This window comes from Mycolicibacterium obuense (genome assembly GCF_055397605.1).
In genome coordinates this window covers 5,401,636-5,419,254 of sequence record NZ_AP043663.1, presented here as the reverse complement: position 1 = coordinate 5,419,254, position 17,619 = coordinate 5,401,636, and the positions used below count along the sequence as shown (strand labels likewise).

Genomic DNA, 17,619 nt, shown 5'->3' with positions numbered 1-17,619 from the left:
GTGCCGCGGATTGCACTTGATCACCCAGGCGCCCAGCGTCTCGAGCGAGACACGCTCAGACGTCAGAACTCTCCCGCCACAGGTCGATGCCGGACTCGATGGCGTACTGGTCGATTTCGGCGAGCTCCTCATCGGTGAAGTCCAGGTTCTTCAGCGCGCCGAGATTCTCGTCGAGTTGGGCCACACTCGATGCACCGATCAGCGTCGACGCCACGGTCGGCTCCCGCAGCACCCATGCCAGCGCCAGCTGGGCCAGCGACTGGCCACGACGCTCGGCAATGCCGGCCAGGCCGCGCAGCCGCTCCAGAACATCGTCGGTGACCTGCTCGTCATCGAACGTCGGCCGGGCGGTGGCACGCTCCACACCGTCGGCGGGCTGCGAGATGTAGCGGTCGGTGAGCAGGCCCTGCGCCAGCGCGGTGAACGCGATCGCGCCCATGCCCGCGGTGTTCAGCTCGGCGGTGAGACCGTCCTCAATCCACCGATTGAGGAGTGAATACGACGGCTGGTGAATCACCAGCGGCGTGCCCAAACTCTGTGCAATGGCGGCGGCCTCGGCCGTTTTCGCCTGCGAGTACGACGAGATGCCGACGTAGCGTGCCTTGCCCATGCGTACCGCGGTGTCCAGCGCGCCGATCGTCTCCTCCAGCGGGGTGCGGGGGTCGATGCGATGGGAGTAGAAGATGTCGACGTAGTCCAGCCCGAGACGGTCGAGGGATTCGTCGAGGCTGTTGAGGACATAGGTGCGGCCGCCGAGCTGACCATAGGGGCCGGGCCACATGTCCCAGCCAGCCTTCGTCGAGATCAGCAGTTCGTTGCGGTAGGGCTTGAAGTCGCGGCGCAGCATGCGGCCGAAGTTCTCCTCCGCCGAACCGTAGGGCGGCCCGTAGTTGTTCGCCAGATCGAAGTGGGTGATGCCGCGATCGAAGGCGTGCCGCAACACTTCTCGTTGCGTGTCGAACGGCCGATTGTCGCCGAAGTTGTACCAGAGGCCCAGCGAGATCGCGGGGAGCAGCAGCCCCGAGGTACCGACTCGGCGGTAGGGCATCTCGCTGTAGCGCTGGGCCGACGCCACCCAGGGGTCGTGGGTGAACGGAACGTCCGGAATCGCGAATTGCTCGGCCATCTGTTCATCGTAGGCCGCCCGCGTCGGCTGCTCGGTGTCCCTTAAGGGCATCCAGTGACGCGCCGCCTGCGCCGACGATCAGCAGGAAGATGCTGCCGCACAGCATGGCCATCTCGAGGCGCCCTTCGTGGAAGAAATCCCAGACACCGCCCTCGGAGGGATAGAGCGGCGCGTCGCGCCACAGCAGCGGCACTTTGGTGATGGTCAGCGCGCCGACCATGTCGACGATCATCGGCAGCACTGCGATTCGAACCAGCAAGCCGACGAGAATGGCTGCGCCGCAGAGAATCTCGGCAACACCATCGGCGTAGGCGAGTGCTGTCGACGCCGGTATCCCGGACTTCTCGAACCGGCCCGGGCCCAGGGTGTCGGGCCGCAGGAACTTCAGCACTCCTTCGCCGGCGAAGATCAGGCCGACGTAGAGGCGGATCAGGACCACCGCACCCGATGCTCGGGTGGCGGTCACACGATCGAACGGGAGGGGGCGTGCGGAGAGGACGGACATGCGGACTGCCTTTCTCGACGATGGGTTCGTCGAGATACACGCAGTCGGGTCATCTCCGGTTCACCGTCGCAGCGGAACCGCCGCCTCGAACTGGGCCGCCTTGCCGGCTGACTGCCACGAGAGCCAGCGTTCCCAGCGATGCAGATTCGTGCGCTGCCACCATCGATCCAGGGGCGGGCAGATGCGACGACCGAGCTCCAGCGCCGTGATCGCCGGTGCCCGCGCGAGCAGGAGCGCGATACCGGGCAGTGCCGACGGGAGCCGGTAGCGGCGGCGATTCCAGGGCAGCATGTAGAGGCCCAGATAGCCGGCCTGCACCCGATAGTGGTACTCGGCGCGCAGCCGGCCCAGGCCCCGGTGCGCCGTGGTCGGTGCGAATGCGGGCACGAACGATTCCACCAATTCGGTTCCACTGGAACCGCTGTCGTGACTGCGGGCCGAGTCGGCCATCAGCAGGATGCGCCACGCGTCGGTGACGGTCTCGGGGAAGTAGCCGTCACACCGCACGCCGACGAGATGGCCGCAGTACCGGTTGAAGTGCAGCACCGCGCGCATCTCGGCCGGGGAGGTCACGTGGCCGAGGAGGAACAACCCGAGCGCGGGCGCGACACTGCCACCGAGCAGCGTGAGCAGCATCGCGGACTGGCTGATCGGCAAGCCCCACCGCGCGGTGTCCCACTCCGGGTGCTGGCGCACCCGCTCGCGGACGCTGACGTGCATGATGCGCACGTGCAGAGAGATCTGCCGACCGAGCGAGCCGGGGGTCAGCAGCGCGCCCGGGCGGCACACCTCGATCCACCAGCGTGACGTCTCCAGGTAGCGATGCAGCGCGCGCTGGCCCGCGTACCCGCCGGACAGCGAGAGCGGGACCGCGAGCCAGCCCTCGGTGTAGGTGTCGGTGGTGCCGGCGTTGCCGAGCGCGCCCAGGGCATACGCCCACCGTCGCCACACCGCAGCGCCCTGCTCGACCAGTTCGGGATCCAGCCATTCGGGCTGCTGCTCGAACTCCGCGAACAGCGCCCGCATCGACTCCGGTGCGTGCGCCACGCTGTCGATGCCGTGGCGTTGCGCCTGCTCGACGAGATCGCGAGCCCGACGTGCGCCGAGCTCCCCGTGGTAGGTCTCGGCGACGAATCGCTCGGCCACCGGATCGCCGTCGGTGAGGCCGGTCATGAACGCCCGGGCCACGGCGTGGGACGGGAACGGGTCGATGCCCGTCAGCCGACGGATGCCGCTGCGCAGCCGCGCGCGCCGGTCGCCCACCTCGGGGTAGCGGAACGCGGTGGGTGCCTGCGGCGGACGAACCGTGTCGGGCATGGCTGTAGTCATAGCGCAGCCCTCGTGCCGACGGGTGGGTTTGGCTGCGACGGTGCGCCGATCCGAGGAGGATGGCCGGGTGGCCACCCTGGTGTCTGTGAACGTGGGCATGCCCCGTGACGTGTCGTGGAACGACCGCACCGTCTACACCGGAGCGTGGAAGGAACCCGTCTCCGGACCGCGGCGGATACGCAGGCTCAACATCGACGGTGACGGGCAGGGCGATCTCGGCGGGCACGGCGGCGAGAACCGCGCCGTGCTCGTGTATCAGATGGATTCCTACCGGCATTGGGCGCAGGAGTTCGGCCGTGACGACCTGGTGCCGGGCCTGCTGGGGGAGAACCTCACCGTGGAGGGTCTGCCCGACGACGAGGTGTGCATCGGTGACCGCTACCGCGTGGGTGACGCGATTCTCGAGGTCACGCAGCCCCGGGTCACCTGCTATCGCGCCGGGATGCGGATCGGGGAGCCGAGAATGGCCGCACTGCTGGTTGCGCACCGCCGCCCCGGGTTCTACTGCCGGGTGATCACCGAGGGCGATGTCGAAGCCGGGCAGGAGATCGTCAAGATCTGCGACGGCCCCGAACAGATGACCGTCGCCGAGATCGACGCGCTGCTCTACCTTCCCGGCCATGCTCGCGATGGACTCGCCCGGGCGCTGCGCATCCCCGCCCTCAGCCCGGGCTGGCAGGGTTCGCTGCGCGCGCTGGCCGACCACGACGCGGCCGATACCGGCAACCCCGGTCTGGCCGCCGCTGGTCCGCCGCCCGCCTGGACCGGCTTCCGGTCGCTGATCGTGCGCGACGTAGTCGAGGAGAGCCGGTCGGTTCGTTCCGTGGTGCTCGCCGATCCGACGGACGCGCCGCTACCGAGATGGCTTGCCGGCCAATCGGTCACGGTCCGGTTGCCGCGCAGCGGCGAAGCGCCCGCCGTGATCCGTACCTATTCGCTGTGCAACGCACCGGGTAGTCCGGCCTACCGCATCGGTGTCAAGCGCGAACCGCACGGCGCGGCGAGCGAATACCTGCACACCCAGCTACAGCCGGGCGACTCACTCGACGTCGCCGCGCCACGCGGCACGTTCTGGTTGGCCGACGACGAGTCGCCCGTGGTCCTCGTCTCCGCCGGAGTCGGGGTCACGCCGGTGCTGTCGATGCTCAACGCTCTGGTCGCAGCCGCATCCACCCGGTCGGTGTGGTGGCTGCACGGCGCGCGCAACGGCGCCGACCACGCGTTCGCCACCGAGGTCGAGAATGCGCTGAAAGCATTGCCCAACAGTGTCTCTCACGTTGTCTACAGCCGGCCCGCACCGACGGACCGGGCAGGAGTCGACTTCAGCGAGCACGGGCGGCTCTCCGCTGCGACGCTCGAGGGGCTGGGCATCCCTACCGAGACGACCGCCTACGTGTGCGGACCGCAGCCGTTCATGACCGGGATGGCAGCGGCACTGCTCTCCCACGGCCTGGACCCGTCGCGGGTGCACACCGAGATCTTCGGTGCTGGGCCGGCTCTCACCCCCGGGATCGCCGCGACGACCCGCACGCCGCACCCACCCGAGGGTGAGCCCGGACCGGGTCCCGAGGTGCAGTTCGTGCGCAGCGGGCTGGCCGTGCCGTGGGGACCGAAGCGGATGAGCCTGCTCGAACTCGCCGAGGCGTGCGACGTCCCGACCCGCTGGTCATGCCGCACAGGTGTCTGTCACAACTGCGAGACGGCCCTGCTGTCCGGATCGGTGCGCTACGACCCCGAACCGCTGGAGCCTCCTGCCGACGGGAATGTGCTCATCTGCTGCGCGTCACCGGTCGAGCCGCTGGCGCTGGATCTGTAGCGCCGGCTGCCACCGGAACCTCGCCGCGAGCTCGGGTGCGCTCACCCCGGCCAAACCCGCATGCATAGTGACACCGGCGCGGGGTAACCGCGCCGGCATGGCGAAGATCGGTTACTTCCTGTCCTGCGAACAGTTCACCCCGCAAAGCCTGGTCGATCAGGCGAAACGGGCGGAAGACGCGGGCTTCGAGGCGCTGTGGATCTCCGATCACTTCCACCCGTGGAACGACGAGCAGGGCCAGAGCCCCTTCGTGTGGGGCATCATCGGCGCGCTGTCGCAAGTGACGTCGCTGCCGGTCAGCACCGCGGTGACGTGCCCGACGATGCGCATACATCCGGCGATCATCGCCCAGGCCGCAGCGACAGCCGCGGTGCAACTCGACGGCCGGTTCGTGCTGGGCGTCGGTAGCGGCGAGTTGCTCAACGAGCACATCTTCGGTGACCCGTGGCCCTCGGTGGGGGTGCGTCTGGAAATGCTCGAGGAAGCGATCGACGTGATCCGGTTGCTGCACCGCGGCGAGGAGATCAGCCACCACGGTGAGCACTACGAGGTGCAGGAGGCCCGCATCTACACCCGCCCGGAGCAGCCGGTGCCGATCTACGTGTCCGGATTCGGCACGCAGGCAGCCGAATTCGCGGGACGCGTCGGCGACGGGTTCTGCACCACGATGCCCGACGCCGACCTGGTCAAGGCGTTCCGCGAATCCGGGGGCGGCGACAAGCCTGTGCAGGCGGGCACGAAAGTGAGCTGGGATCGCGATGCCGACGCCGGTCTCGACGCCGCGCACCGGTTGTGGGCCAACGAGGCACTGCCCGGTCAGCTGGCGCAGACCCTGCCGCGGCCCCGCGACTTCATGGCGGCCTCGACTCTGGTGCCGCGCGACATGGTGGCCGAGTCGGTGGCGTGCGGTCCCGATGTCGATGCGCACGTCGCGCAGGTGCGTCAGTACGTCGACGCCGGGGTCGACGAGATCTACGTGCAGCAGATCGGCCCCGACCTCGACGGGTTCTTCACGAGCTGGCAGCAGGACGTGCTACCGCAGTTCCGCTGACGAGTTACCAGGGATGTCAGCTCTGCCTCATCGCCGCGGTGATCGCGGCGACCCGCGGATCGGCTTGCAGCTCCTCGAGCGTCTCGGGCAGCGGTAGCCGCCAGTTCGGGTATTCGTCCACGGTGCCGGGCAGATTGGGCTGGCGCACCTCGCCGATGACGTCGTAGGGCGAGATCAGCGTGAGCCTGCTCGGTGTACGCGCGAGCAGCCGGTGCATCGCCACGACGACGGCGGTCTCATCAGAGTCCTCGGCGCCGAGCAGCCCCTCAGAACGCAACAGCGCCAACCATTCCGCGCGCTCGGCATCGGCGTTCGCCTGCTCTGCCGGCACGTCGTCGAGCAGGCCCAGATCGGCGCGCGCCCGCACATGCTCGCCCTCCAGGAATCCGGCGGCGGTCGGCAGGTCGTGCGTGGAGATGCTCGCCGCTGCCCGTTCGGGCCACCGCGCCGGCGGCAGCAACGGCTCGTTCGGCTCGTCGAGGTCGCGGGTGAACCACGCGACTGCGCAGCCCAGCATCTCGTTGTCCGCCAGCGCCTGTGTCACCTCTGGCTCGACGGTGCCCAGATCTTCGCCGACCACGGTCGCGTTGGCCCGGTGGGCCTCCAGCGCCAGCACGGCCAGCATCGCCTCGGCGTCGTAGTGCACGTAGGTGCCGCGGTCGGGTCCGTCGCCCGGCGGTATCCACCACAGCCGCCACAACCCGGCGACGTGGTCGATGCGCAGGCCGTCGGCATGGGAGAGCACGGCGCGCAGCATGTCGCGCAACGGCGCATAGCCGCTCGCCGCCAATCGATCCGGCCGCCACGGCGGCAACCCCCAGTCCTGGCCGCGGGGCGTGAAATTGTCCGGCGGCGCGCCGATGCTCACTCCGGTGGCCAGCACGTCGGCCAGCGCCCAGGCGTCGGCACCGTCTGCGTCGACGCCCACGGCGAGGTCGTGGAGCACTCCCAGCGCCATCCCGGACGCCTTCGCCGTCTCCCGCACCGAGCCGAGTTGCGCCGCGCACTGCTGCTGAACCCACGCGTGAAAGGCCAACCGAGGAGCCAACTCTCGCCGGGCAGCTGCGACTGCGTCGCTGTTGACCTGGCGCAGCGATTCTGGCCACCGGCTCCACCGACCACCGTGACGTTCGGCGAGCGCGCAATACGTGGCCCAATCGCGCAGCCCGGCAGAGGCGTCGCCGGACAGGGGATCGGGTCGCCCGGCCGAGTGCCACAGCAGCTCCAGCGCCGAGCGCTTCGCCGCCCACACCAGGTCGTGGTCGATGCGCGGCGTGCTAGCGGATACACGCAGTGCGTCGACATCGGCGCGGGTGGCGGGGTCGAGTCCGGCGTAGGCCGGTAGGTCCTCGATCCGCAACGCCAACGGGTTGGCGAACCGCCGGCTCGACGGCGTGTACGGCGAGGGCTGGACCGGATGGGTCGGGCCGGGTGCGTGCAGCGGATTGAGAAGTACCGCGCCACAACCGTGTTCGGTGGCGGTCCAGCGGATGAACTCGGTCAGGTCGCCGAGGTCGCCGATACCCCAGGAGCGTCCCGAGCGCAGCGCGTACAGCTGCAGCATCCAGCCCCAGGTGTCGGGCGCGGTCGGCACTGTCGGCGGCGCGGCGACCACCGTGACCTCCTGGCCGTCGCGCGTGTGCAGCTGATACCAGCCCGGCGCCAGGTCGGCCGGAATCTCGTCGTGCACGTCGATGCGCGAGCCGTCCTCGGCGATCAGCAGCGTCGCCTGAGGGACAGGCTTCGGCTGTCCGGTCAAGCGCACCGCAATGGTGGGCGGCAGCACCCCCGCTCGCGCGCGTTCCTCGAGAAGGGTGAGCTCGGCGCGGCGCTGGGCTTCGGTCCCGGCCTCCACATCGAGAAGACCGAGCACACGGATCACGACGTCGGCATCGACGTTCACCGGTTCGCGACGTTCATTGCGGTAGAAGGTCGCGACGCCGTGCGCATCGGCCAACCGGCGCAGGTCGTCAGGCACGGGTGCGGGCTCGGTGGTCACCGCCGGTCTATACCCCGCGCGGAGATCCTTACACTGCGGCGCCGACCAGGTGTCCGATTCCATAGGTGATCAGCAGTGCGAGGCCGCCGCCGATCACGTTTCGGGCCATGGCGCGTTGCTTGGGTGCGCCGCCGAGTCCGGCCGACACCGCGCCGGTGAGAAGAAGTGCGGCGAGGACGGCCACCACGGTGACCGGCACTCGCAACGACGTCGGGGGCGCAAGGATCGCAATGATGGGGAGCAGCGCGCCGATGGTGAAGGACAGTGCCGATGACAGGGCGGCCTGCCACGGATTGGTGAATTCCCCTGGTGTGATGCCCAATTCAGCCTCGGCATGCGCGGTGAACGCATCGTGAGAGGTGAGCTCCTCGGCGACGGTGCGTGCGGTGGCGGGGTTCAACCCCTTCGCCTCGTACAGGGCGGCGAGTTCGTCCAGTTCTGCGGCGGGATCATCGCGCAGCTCGCGCCTCTCCTTGTTCAGCAGCGCCTTCTCAGTGTCGCGCTGCGTGCTCACCGAGACGTATTCGCCCAGCGCCATCGACACCGCGCCGGCGGCCAGGCCGGCGATGCCGGCGGTCAGGATCGGGCCCCGCTCGGCCGTCGCCGCAGCGACGCCGACCACGAGTCCCGCGGTCGACACGATCCCGTCGTTCGCCCCAAGGACGCCGGCCCGCAACCAATTCAGCTTGGCGGCAACGGAACCGAGATGAGGTTCGTCGGCGTGGGTTTCAGTGCTCACCGCGCTACCGTAGCCAGAATCGGCAGGATCTACCAGCAAACCAAGCCTTCCCAAACGCGCCGCGAAGGTGCTCTTTTGGTAGCTCCGAGCGCCCGATCGCTACCGCCGGTGCACTTTCGGCTCGGTCAGTGAGCAGACTCAGTGCGCGGCGGCGATCCGCACGGGGGCGCCCGCGGGCTGTGACGGGACGGCAGCAGGCACGGCCGCACGACGTCGGCGGCGCTGATCGCGGACGATGCGCCGGGTCAGGTGGCGCTCGTCGCGGTCGGTCAGCGACCGGAAGCGCTGGGAGAGGGCATCGAGTTGTTGCCAGCTGAGCCCGTCGAGATCACCGTCGGCGTCGTGGGTCGCCACGACGACGGCGCCGCGCAGCAGAGGCACGTTCTTGGCAGTGAAATTGGTTGTTGCCATGAGTAATTCGGTGGCATGGCGGTTGACGCGACGTTGGCAGCGTCCCGCCGACGAGCTGAACCAGAAATCGAACTGATGGTCAGCGCTGCTCAGCGACTGCAGCCCGCGGTCGTGCACGAGACGGTCGATGTCGGCCCGGGTGTAGGCCCGTGTCTCATAAATCGAACCCTGGGTGCTGAAGTACAGGATTGTGTTCATGGCGATGATCCATTCGTCACTTTCTCGGGGGTGGTGTGACGCGGGGTCCGCGTCGTTACTGGAGTTACCCATGTGACAAATGGGACAAACCTTGATAACGATCGAAACATTCCCATTGCGCGCTACGGTCGCGTCATGGACTTCGCGGACTACCGGACTTTCGATGCCGTCGGGCTGGCCGAGCTGGTGGCTTCCGGCCAGGTGTCGGCCGATGAGTTGCTCACCGTCGCACGGGAACGGGCCCGCGCCGTCAACCCGCGGATCAACGCGATCGTGCGCGACGTGCCCGCGCCCGAACCCTCCGACGGTCCGCTGCGCGGAGTGCCGTTCCTGATCAAGGACCTCGGCCAGGACTTCGCCGGACTGCCCACCGGTGCCGGATCGCGGGCACTGGCATCGCGGCCCGCCGCCGAGCACGCCACGGTGGTGCAGCGCTGGCTCGATGCCGGCCTGGTGATCTTCGGCAAGACCAACACCCCTGAGTTCGGCGCGAAGGGGATCACCGAGCCGGTCGCGAACGGCGCGGCGCGGAACCCATGGAACCTCGCACACAGCCCCGGCGGGTCCTCCGGTGGCTCGGCAGCCGCGGTCGCCGCCGGCATCGTCCCGTGCGCGGGCGCCAGCGACGGCGGCGGTTCGATCCGCATCCCGGCGGGCTGCTGCGGACTGTTCGGACTCAAGCCCGGCCGCGGCCTCGTCCCGTCAGGTCCGGGTGCCGGGGAACCCATGCACGGCGCCGCGGTCAACGGCGTCGTCTCCCGATCGGTGCGCGACACCGCCGCGATGCTCGACGTATTGCGCGGCGGTGAACCCGGCGCCCCGTACTCGCCCGCGATTCCCGACGAGCCGTTCACCTCGGTCCTCGACGCAGACCCAGCGCCCCTGCGGATCGGGTTCCGCGTGCCGTCCTCGATCACCCCGTCTCCGGACCCGGAGGCCTACGCCGCCGTCGAGAACGCCGTGCGGGTGTTGACCGAACTCGGCCACCAGGTGGAGGAGCTGCCGGAAGCGCCGTTCGACGACGCCGCCCTGGCCCGCGACTTCCTGCTGACCTGGTTCGTCTCTCTGGCCTTCGAAGTCGACGAGACCAAGAGGTTGACCGGCGCGGGTGACGCATCCTTCGAACGGGACACGTTGATCATGGCGGCACTGGGCCGGGCGACCAGCGCCGTCGACTACGTCGACGCCGTGGCCCGCCGCCACGAACACACCCGTCGGCTCACCGACTTCTTCACCACGCACGATCTGCTGTTGACGCCGACGCTGGCCAGCCCACCGCCGGTGATCGGCGCCTTCGACCTGCCGGCTGCGCTGGCGCGCGGCGCCGACGTGCTGCTCAAGACCCGGACCGCGAAGATGCTGCGATTCACCAAGATCGTCGACGACATGGTCGACGACAACCTCGGCTGGGTTCCGTACACCCAGCTGGCGAACCTGACCGGCCGCCCGGCCATGTCGGTGCCGCTGCACTGGACCGCAGGCGGGCTCCCGCTCGGCGTCCAGTTCGTCGCTCCGCTGGCCGGGGAGGCTCTTCTGCTTCGCCTCGCCGCCCAGCTGGAGCGGGCCGCGCCCTGGTTCGATCGGGTGGCCCCGGTCTAGCGTTCTTCACCCGCCGGCGATTCGGCCTCGCGGCGTTCCTCTTTCAGGCGATCTTTGCTGCGGATCAGGCGCAGCAGCGTGACCAGCGCCAGCCCGCCCACGATGTTGCCGACCACCGTGTAGCCGAACCACGACAGCCAGTCCAGGTAGCCGAACGACGTGCCTCCGGCGATCAGCGCCCCGAAGATCAGCAGCGAATCCAGGATCGAATGGAACAGCTGCAGACCGGCCAGCAGGAACGCGCCGGCGACCGCGGCGGCGATCTTGGCCGGCATCGAATCGGTGCCGTGCTGCATGCGCGTCATCAGCGTGATCACCATGCCGCCCAGCAGCGCGAGCGCGATGCTCTCTGCGTTCAGCGGCGCCTCGACGAAGTGCTTCGCCGATTCGATCGTCTGCTCGTGCAGCTTCGGGAACGCCGCCATGACCAGCCACATGATCAGCCAGCCGCCGACGAGGTTGGCCGCCAGCGTGCCGGCCCACAGCTTCAGTAGCTGTGCGACGCTCGCCCGCTTGGCGACCACCGTGGTGACCGGCACGAGGAAGCCTTCGGTGAACAGCTCACTGCGGCCCAGCAGCAATGCGAGGAAGCCGACGGAGAAGGCCAGGCCCGCCAGCAGGGGATTGCCGGTGGCGAGCAACACCGACAGGTAGGCCAGCACGCCCATCGCGACCTCGGTGCCGCCGAAGAACCCGGTGACCAAGATTTCCCGCGGACTGCGGTGCAGCCGCTGGGTGCCCTCGTCGACCATCCGGTTGAAGGCGTCTTCGAGAGCGTCCTCGATCGGGCTGTCGGAGTCTCCGAGTTCGCGCTGGTCGGTGTCCATCGCGCGCGAGTACCCACTGAGGCGCCGGAGTCACCCCCGCGGTGGCGCGAAGTACAGCTCCTGACGCACCGTGCACACGAGCGTGCCGTCACGGTTGAACATCGAGCCGCTTCCCAGCGCCAGGGCCTCGGTGCTGCTCGGCGAGCTCTGGTCGTAGAGCAGCCAGTCGGACAGGTCCGCCGGGGCGTGGAACCACACCGAGTGGTCGCGCTGCAGGGACGTGCCGATCCGGCCGCGGGCGCGATACACCGGCTCGGTCAATGTCACCGCCGACAGATAGGCGACCAGCGCCGCCGTCCGCGCCGGATCGTGCTCCGGCAGCTCGCCGTCGGGCCGCCACCAGATGAGGCTGCGCGCCGGCGGCGCCGACTCCTCCTCGACGATGCGGCGCTCGAACCAGCGCAGGCTGGCCCACTGCCCGGCCGTCGCCTCCGACGACTCGGCCAGGTGTGGCGGCACCACCGGCAATGACTCCGGGGCCGGCACCGTTGGACAGGTCGGCTGGTATCCACCGGCTTCCGCCAGCGCGGTGAACGACGACATCGCCTCGAGCAGGATCTGGTCGTCCTGGCGGGCCGTCACCCGGCGCGCCGAGAACGTGCGGCCCTCCTGGAGGTCGACGACGTCGAACCGGACCGGCCGGCGTGCGTCACCCGGCCGGAGGAAGTACGTGTGCACGCTGTGCGGAGCGCGGTCGGGTGCGGTCAGGCTCGCCGCCAACAGCGCCTGCGCGGAGATGTGCCCGCCGAGGATGTGGTTGGCGGGCGCCGGAAGCTGCTCCCCACTGAACGAGCGCGAGTCGAGGCGCGTCAGGTCCAGCGAGGCGAGCACGTCGGCGAGGGAGGAGGGCACGCCGCAGATAATGCCCGACGGGTGCGTGGCCGCCGCGGCGCTGCAGGTTTACTGCGAGCCGATGGTGGTCAATATCACTGCCATGCCTGGGCTGGGTGATGCGCTGGAATGGGTCAAGCACGAAATTTCGGCGCGCGTGCCCAAGGCCGACCTCGATCAGCGCGACGCCGACTACATCCTCGAGCAACTGCCGGGACTTTGGTTGCTGGCGTCGCTGTACTTCCGCGCCGATGTCCGTGGGTTGGATCGCATCCCCGCCAACGGCCCCGTGCTGATGGTCGGCAACCACAGCGGCGGCAATCTGCCCCCGGACACGTTCGTCTTCACGTTGGCGTTCTGCTCGTACTTCGGTGTCGAGCGACCGTTCTACCAACTGGCGCACAACCTGGTGGTCTCCATGCCCGGGCTGGGATCGCTGCGCAAGTTCGGAACCGTCGCCGCCAACCACGACAACGCGACGCTCGCCTTGGCATCGGGCGCGGCGCTGCTGGTGTACCCCGGCGGTGACTACGAGGTGTTCCGGCCGTCGTGGGAACGCCACGACGTCGACTTCGGCGGCCGCAAGGGCTACGTCAAACTCGCTCGTGAAGCAGGAGTGCCGATCGTCCCGATCGCCAGCGTCGGTGGCCAGGAGGCCGCGCTGTTCCTCGACCGCGGTCAGTGGCTGGCCAAATTGCTGATGGTTGACAAACTGGCCCGGCTCAAGAGCGTGCCGATCTTGTTCGCCCCGCCATGGGGGCTGACGGTCAGCGACTTCATCCCGCGGCTGCCGCTGCCCACCAAGGTCGTCATCGAGGTCCAAGAACCCATCGACGCCGCCGACATCGCCAACGCCGACGACGACGTCATCAACGACAAAGTGCTCGCCAGCCTGCAGGGTGCGGTGGACCGTCTCGGCGCCGAACGGCGCTTCCCGGTGATCGGATAGGGGGAGCGATGCGACTCTCGCGCAGCATCGTCGTCAACGTCGAACCCCACCTGGTGTGGAAACACATCAGCGACCCCGGGTGCTATCCGGAGTTCATGGCCAACCTGGAGCGCTGGGAGATCGTCACCGACACCCCCGCCGGGGTGGGCGCGCGCTACACCGTGCACTGGAAGGTCGGCTCGGTGCCCATCGGCGGCGTCATCGAGGTGTCCGAGTTCGACGAGCCGCGCGACCTCGCGTGGATCGGCATCACCGGGATCACGCTGCGGGGCCGCTTCCGGATGCGCGACGCCGGAGACGGCCGCACCAAGGTGAGCTTCCGGCTCGCCTACGAGGCACCCGGTGGGCTGCTCGGATTGATCGCCGACCGTGTCGCCGCGAGCCAGGTGACCCGCACGATGGACGAGACACTGCGCAGGCTCAAGCACCTCGTCGAGAACTGACGTCGAGCACTGACGTCGAGCACTGACTCTGCTGTACTCGCAGCCGTGCCCGTCCGTGCGATCCCCCCGTGGTCGGTGCCGCTGTTCTTCGTCGTCGGTGCGGTGTCCCAGTATGTCGGCGCGGCGATCGGCGTCTGGCTGTTCGCGACGACGGAGCCGGCGACAGTGGCGTGGTTGCGCGCGATGGGCGCCGCAGTGGTGTTGCTGGCGTGGCGACGGCCCTGGAACGGGCGGGAAAGACGGCCCTGGACCCGGCGGGGTGTGGGTGCGGCTGCGGCGTTCGGCGCCGTCACGCTGGCGATGAACATCGCTTTTTACGAGTCGATCGCCAGGATTCCGCTGGGCACTGCCGTCGCGATCGAGTTCACCGGTCCGGTGGCGGTCGCGGTGCTCGGGTCGCGCCGCCCCCTCGACTACGCGGCTGTGGGACTGGTCGGTGCGGGGGTCTACCTGCTGGCCGGGGTGCAGGCCGACGTCGACGCCGTGGGCGTGGCGTTCGCGCTGCTCGCCGCCGCGCTGTGGGCGGGCTACATCGTGCTCGGCAAGAGGGTCGCCGACGCGGGGACCGGGCTCGACTCACTGGCCGTGGGTATGGCGGTTGCCGCGGCGGTCAGTGCGCCGGTGCTGCTCGCGATGCAATCCGCTGTCGACGTGTCCGTGCTCGCCGAACCGCGGACCTGGCTGTGGGGCGCAGGTATCGGGCTGCTCTCCAGTGCCATCCCCTATGCGCTGGACCAGCCGGTGCTCGCGACGATCGGCAGGGCGCGGTTCGCGCTGCTACTGGCGTTGCTGCCCGCAACCGCCGCAGTCGTCGGCGCCGTGGCTCTGGCCCAGCGGCCCACCGTCGCCGAAGTCGCGGGCATCGGCGCGGTGATGGCGGCCCTGGCGGTCAGTGCCCGGGCCGCCCGCGGCGGCGGCGGTGACGACGGCACAATCGAGCCATGAGCTGTTGCCAGCACGAGGCGGGCCTCGACCCCGGATTCGACACCGCGTTCACCGTCGACGCCTCCCGCATCACGTTCGGTCGCGGCTGTATCGGCGAGGTGGGGGACCAGGCGGCTGCACTGGGGATGCGTCGCGTCGCGCTGTTCACCGATCCGTCGGTCGCCCGGCTGGAGCTGTTCGACAACGCACAGCGCGCGCTGCGCGACGCCGGACTCGACGTCGTCACCTATGCCGAGGTCGCCGTCGAACCCACCGATGAATCCTTCCGTGCGGCAGCAGCTTTCGCCACGGACGCGCGCCCGGACGGTTATGTGTCGGTCGGCGGTGGATCGGTCATCGACACCGCCAAGGCCGCCAACCTCTACGCGACCCACCCCGCCGATTTCGCTGCCTACGTCAACGCGCCCATCGGAGAGGGCCGACCGGTACCCGGACCGCTGGCGCCGCACATCGCCTGCCCGACGACATCGGGCACCGGCAGCGAAGTCACCGGCATCGCGATTTTCGATTTCCTCGAGCTACACGCCAAGACAGGCATCGCCAGCCCGGCGCTGCGTCCGTCGGAGGCGCTCGTCGACCCCGACAGCACCGACACGCTGCCCGGCGAGGTCGTCGCCTGCAGTGGGTTGGACGTGCTCTCTCACGCGCTGGAGTCCTACACCGCGCGGCCGTTCACCCGGCGGGCGGCGCCGGCGCGGGCCAGCGCGCGACCCATGAGCCAGGGTGCCAACCCGTGGAGCGACCTGGGCAGCCGCGAAGCCCTCGCCCTGCTCGGCCGCTATCTGGTGCGTGCGGTGACGGACTCCTCGGACCGCGAGGCCCGCGAGCAGACGATGTGGGCGGCGACGCTGGCCGGCATCGCGTTCGGCAACGCCGGTGTGCACATTCCGCACGCGATGGCCTACGCCGTGGCGGGACAGGTCCGCGAGTTCCGCCCCACCGGATATCCCGACGCCAAACCGCTTGTGCCACATGGCATGTCGGTGATCCTCAACGCGCCAGCTGCGTTCCGGGTCACCGCCGCGGCGGACCCGGCCCGCCACCTCGCCGCCGCCGGGCACCTCGGTGCCGACGTCTCGAGCGCCGTCTATGCTGACGCGGGGGAAGTCCTCGCCGGCCATCTGGTGGGCATCATGGAGTCGGTGGGGATGCCGGCCGGGCTCGGCGACGTCGGCTACACCGACGCCGACGTGACTGCCCTTGCCGCCGGCGCGTTCCCGCAGCAGCGGCTGCTCGGCAATGCGCCGATCGACGTCGATGAAGCGTTGCTGGCCACCATCTTTCGCGGTGCTTTGAGCTATGCCTGACCACGATCTGGAGAGCTACGGCTATGTCCTGCCCATCACCACCCGGTGGATGGACAACGACGTCTACGGCCACGTCAACAACGTCACCTACTACAGCTATTTCGACACCGTCGCCAACCACTTCCTGATCACCGAGGGTGGTCTCGACATCCACACCTCACCGGTGATCGCGCTGGTGGTGGAGTCGTCGTGTACCTACCGTGCCCCAGCTGCCTATCCCGATCAACTGCGCGCGGGTCTGCGCGTCGATGCCATGTCCCGGCGATCGGTGACCTGGGGCGTGGCGATCTTCGGCGCTGACGACTCAGCGGCGCTCGCCCACGGACGATTCGTGCACGTATTCGTCGACCGTGAGGAGCGCCGGGCGGTACCGATTCCCGAGCAGATCCGCGCCGCACTGGAAACCATTGCCGCACAGGCGTAGTCCGAGGCTGGTATGCGGGGGGCGACCCGGTGGCGTTCAACGGGTCAGATGGAAGGGGATGTCAGGGCCAGGTGTACCCGCACCAGTTCTGCCGATCGAGTTGGTCGAGCATGGCCATTTCCGCCGATCCCGGATCGCGGCGGACGCCGACGAGAACGGGCTCGGCCAGGGCGGGGAGTAGCGGGCAGGCCAGTTCTTCGAACCCCTCGGGAATGGCCGAGGCCGGGACCACTGTGACGCCCAGGCCCTGCGCCACGAGCCGGACCGCTGTGGAGATCTGTGATACTCGGGCTACCGTGTGCGGGCTCAGGTCCGTGTCGGCGAGCAGACGGGCGAGGTATTCGTCGAGCAGGCTGGCACGGCGGAATCGGATCCACCCCTCCGACGCCAGGTCTTCCAGACGCACGGCGACGCCGTCCGAGTGAAGCGGGTGGCCCTTCGGCAAGACGGCAACATACGCTTCCTCGCCCAGTGGGTGAGCGTCGAAAGTGCATCCGCCCGGAATGCGGTGCACCAGAACCATGTCGAGGGTTCCCTGGCGGAGCAGTCGTTCCATGTCTGCGGGGTCGGGCTCCTCGTGCAGTGTCACCTGAAGCCTCGGGTGGTGCCTGCGTAGTTGCCCCATTGCCTGCGGCAGCTGGCGTGTCCCCAGGCCCATGTGGACGGCGATGATGAGTTCGCCTGCCAGTTGCCCGTCGGCGGCGCGGGCGGCGGTGACGGCGCGCCGGGATGCCGTCGTCACCACCTTTGCCTCTGCCAGAAAAGCTCGCCCGGCAACGGTCACCGTCACCCCATGTGGGGTGCGGGTGAACAGCCGCACCCCGAGGTGCTTCTCCAGGGCGCTGATCTGTTGCGACAGCGAGGGTTGGCTGATTCGCAGTCGTTCTGCTGCCGCTGTCATCGACCCCTCGTCGGCAACGGCCAGCGCGTACTCGTACTGGCGCACGTTCATCCGCGAGTCCACTCTCGTCATGGCATAGACAATTCCAATGCAGACCATACAGCGCCACTATTTGCGTCTATGTAGAGCAGCTCCTACGGTGATGTCCACACCACGTGCAGCCACCTGACTATGACGTCGCGGACCGGGTCTCAACCTGCGATTCCAGTCGGCAAAGCA

The 17,619-nt window shown here is 69.0% G+C and carries 17 protein-coding genes; 8 read left to right on the top strand and 9 right to left on the bottom strand.

The genetic code is table 11. The features are described 5' to 3' along the window. Positions 1-55: 55 nt before the first annotated feature. From ACZ50N_RS26260 to ACZ50N_RS26250, 3 genes are read right to left on the bottom strand one after another with little or no spacing between them, the layout of a single operon-like run. On the bottom strand, positions 56-1,126 hold the full coding sequence (locus tag ACZ50N_RS26260) for an aldo/keto reductase (RefSeq protein WP_464474163.1): 1,071 nt from the start codon (positions 1,124-1,126) through the stop codon (positions 56-58). A gap of 4 nt (positions 1,127-1,130) precedes the next feature. Next, positions 1,131-1,631: a DoxX family protein gene (locus ACZ50N_RS26255; protein WP_464474162.1), complete on the bottom strand. Its 501-nt coding sequence runs from the start codon at positions 1,629-1,631 to the stop codon at positions 1,131-1,133. A gap of 60 nt (positions 1,632-1,691) precedes the next feature. Beyond that, the gene (locus ACZ50N_RS26250; protein ID WP_110797955.1) at positions 1,692-2,948 is read right to left on the bottom strand and encodes an oxygenase MpaB family protein; all 1,257 of its coding nucleotides are present in this window, start codon (positions 2,946-2,948) and stop codon (positions 1,692-1,694) included. A 79-nt stretch (positions 2,949-3,027) separates the two neighbouring features. Between ACZ50N_RS26250 and ACZ50N_RS26245 the strand changes: the two genes are divergently transcribed. Together ACZ50N_RS26245 and ACZ50N_RS26240 are read left to right on the top strand one after the other, a co-directional pair. Further along, complete coding sequence (locus ACZ50N_RS26245; protein ID WP_464475723.1) at positions 3,028-4,776, top strand: MOSC domain-containing protein; 1,749 nt, start codon at positions 3,028-3,030, stop codon at positions 4,774-4,776. 97 nt (positions 4,777-4,873) lie between these two features. Further along, positions 4,874-5,827, top strand: a complete 954-nt coding sequence (locus tag ACZ50N_RS26240; RefSeq protein ID WP_464474161.1) for an LLM class F420-dependent oxidoreductase — start codon at positions 4,874-4,876, stop codon at positions 5,825-5,827. A gap of 16 nt (positions 5,828-5,843) precedes the next feature. On the opposite strand, the gene malQ is transcribed toward ACZ50N_RS26240, so the two are convergent. From malQ to ACZ50N_RS26225, 3 genes are all read right to left on the bottom strand, one after another. Next, on the bottom strand, positions 5,844-7,826 hold the full coding sequence (malQ, locus tag ACZ50N_RS26235) for a 4-alpha-glucanotransferase (RefSeq protein WP_464474160.1): 1,983 nt from the start codon (positions 7,824-7,826) through the stop codon (positions 5,844-5,846). 28 nt (positions 7,827-7,854) lie between these two features. Next, the gene (locus ACZ50N_RS26230) at positions 7,855-8,565 is read right to left on the bottom strand and encodes a VIT1/CCC1 transporter family protein (protein WP_048424999.1); all 711 of its coding nucleotides are present in this window, start codon (positions 8,563-8,565) and stop codon (positions 7,855-7,857) included. A 138-nt stretch (positions 8,566-8,703) separates the two neighbouring features. Next, a complete protein-coding gene (locus ACZ50N_RS26225; protein ID WP_111509391.1) occupies positions 8,704-9,174 on the bottom strand; it encodes a hypothetical protein in 471 nt (156 codons plus the stop codon). A gap of 135 nt (positions 9,175-9,309) precedes the next feature. Here ACZ50N_RS26225 and ACZ50N_RS26220 point away from each other — a divergent pair, with 135 nt between their 5' ends. Continuing rightward, positions 9,310-10,773 carry an amidase gene (locus tag ACZ50N_RS26220; RefSeq protein ID WP_046364241.1) on the top strand — a complete coding sequence of 488 codons (1,464 nt, stop codon included), beginning with the start codon at positions 9,310-9,312 and terminating at the stop codon, positions 10,771-10,773. Here the strand turns inward: ACZ50N_RS26220 and ACZ50N_RS26215 are convergent. Then, complete coding sequence (locus tag ACZ50N_RS26215) at positions 10,770-11,600, bottom strand: formate/nitrite transporter family protein (RefSeq protein WP_046364242.1); 831 nt, start codon at positions 11,598-11,600, stop codon at positions 10,770-10,772. The genes ACZ50N_RS26220 and ACZ50N_RS26215 overlap by 4 nt on opposite strands. Positions 11,601-11,630: 30 nt before the next feature. Beyond that, entirely contained in the window at positions 11,631-12,452 is an 822-nt protein-coding gene (locus tag ACZ50N_RS26210) for an acyl-CoA thioesterase (protein WP_464474159.1), read from the bottom strand. Between the two features lie 82 nt (positions 12,453-12,534). Between ACZ50N_RS26210 and ACZ50N_RS26205 the strand changes: the two genes are divergently transcribed. From ACZ50N_RS26205 to ACZ50N_RS26185, 5 genes are read left to right on the top strand one after another with little or no spacing between them, the layout of a single operon-like run. Then, entirely contained in the window at positions 12,535-13,380 is an 846-nt protein-coding gene (locus ACZ50N_RS26205) for a 1-acyl-sn-glycerol-3-phosphate acyltransferase (RefSeq protein WP_046364261.1), read from the top strand. An 8-nt stretch (positions 13,381-13,388) separates the two neighbouring features. Beyond that, entirely contained in the window at positions 13,389-13,823 is a 435-nt protein-coding gene (locus tag ACZ50N_RS26200; RefSeq protein WP_046364244.1) for an SRPBCC family protein, read from the top strand. A 45-nt stretch (positions 13,824-13,868) separates the two neighbouring features. Then, complete coding sequence (locus tag ACZ50N_RS26195; RefSeq protein ID WP_464474158.1) at positions 13,869-14,768, top strand: EamA family transporter; 900 nt, start codon at positions 13,869-13,871, stop codon at positions 14,766-14,768. After that, positions 14,765-16,075 carry a hydroxyacid-oxoacid transhydrogenase gene (locus tag ACZ50N_RS26190; protein WP_464474157.1) on the top strand — a complete coding sequence of 437 codons (1,311 nt, stop codon included), beginning with the start codon at positions 14,765-14,767 and terminating at the stop codon, positions 16,073-16,075. Before ACZ50N_RS26195 ends, ACZ50N_RS26190 begins: the two co-directional genes overlap by 4 nt. Beyond that, positions 16,068-16,499, top strand: coding sequence for an acyl-CoA thioesterase (locus tag ACZ50N_RS26185; RefSeq protein ID WP_046364246.1), 432 nt, complete (start codon positions 16,068-16,070; stop codon positions 16,497-16,499). Before ACZ50N_RS26190 ends, ACZ50N_RS26185 begins: the two co-directional genes overlap by 8 nt. A gap of 61 nt (positions 16,500-16,560) precedes the next feature. On the opposite strand, the gene ACZ50N_RS26180 is transcribed toward ACZ50N_RS26185, so the two are convergent. Next, complete coding sequence (locus tag ACZ50N_RS26180; RefSeq protein WP_464474156.1) at positions 16,561-17,472, bottom strand: LysR family transcriptional regulator; 912 nt, start codon at positions 17,470-17,472, stop codon at positions 16,561-16,563. Between the last annotated feature and the right edge of the window lie 147 nt (positions 17,473-17,619).